Source organism: Stutzerimonas stutzeri (assembly GCF_024448935.1).
Lineage (GTDB): Bacteria > Pseudomonadota > Gammaproteobacteria > Pseudomonadales > Pseudomonadaceae > Stutzerimonas > Stutzerimonas stutzeri_AO.
Genome location: NZ_JAMOIE010000265.1, coordinates 1 through 627, shown reverse-complemented (window position 1 = coordinate 627; position 627 = coordinate 1). Strand labels below are relative to the sequence as shown.

At 56.5% G+C, this 627-nt stretch carries 1 protein-coding gene and 1 pseudogene; both read right to left on the bottom strand.

What is annotated here, in order from left to right:
* Positions 1 to 185 precede the first annotated feature (185 nt).
* Positions 186 to 473 carry a type II toxin-antitoxin system RelE family toxin gene (locus NA637_RS25280; RefSeq protein ID WP_256075399.1) on the bottom strand — a complete coding sequence of 96 codons (288 nt, stop codon included), beginning with the start codon at positions 471 to 473 and terminating at the stop codon, positions 186 to 188.
* Positions 463 to 627, bottom strand: a pseudogene (locus NA637_RS25275) (type II toxin-antitoxin system RelB/DinJ family antitoxin); the annotation flags it as partial. The pseudogene NA637_RS25275 and the gene NA637_RS25280, both read right to left, overlap by 11 nt.

Below are 627 nucleotides of genomic sequence, written 5' to 3'. Positions count from 1 at the left end.
CTGGAATAGCCGAAGGCGTATTCCAACGTTCGGGAGGGCAGGCGCGATTGCGGTGTTAGGCGACGGATGTGCCCCGGTGCGCGGTAACCGACGGAAGCGCCTCCGGCGATTCCATCCTACGAAAAGCGATCAGCCGTACCGCGGTGCATTCGAATGGTATGAGCAGCGCCGTACCGCGGTACAGGCTATTTCAATCGATCAACCGCTTTTCGATAGGCTTGTTCATGCTCGCGCTTGGCGACGGCTACGACAAACACCATGATTTCATGGTCGATCACCTGATATACCAGCCGGTAGCCGCTACTGCGCAGTTTCATTTTGTAGCAGTCCGGCAAGGAGTGAAGGCGGTTGGCTTCAATGCGAGGATTCAACAAAACCTCATTCAATTTCTTCTTGAACTGCTGCCGTATGGTATCGCCCAGCTTGTGCCATTCCTTCAGCGCACGGTCGTCGAATTCAAGGCTATAAGTCATCCAGCGAAACCTTGACGCGCCGTGGTGCTGCCAGCCGCTCGCGTACAGTTGCGAGCAGGGCTTCATCTTCTTCGGTCATGAGTACGGGGCGGAAGGGAAGCTGCCCACGTTCAGCCACGTAGATCAAGGCCTGTCGCATCAGCTCGGAAGGGGT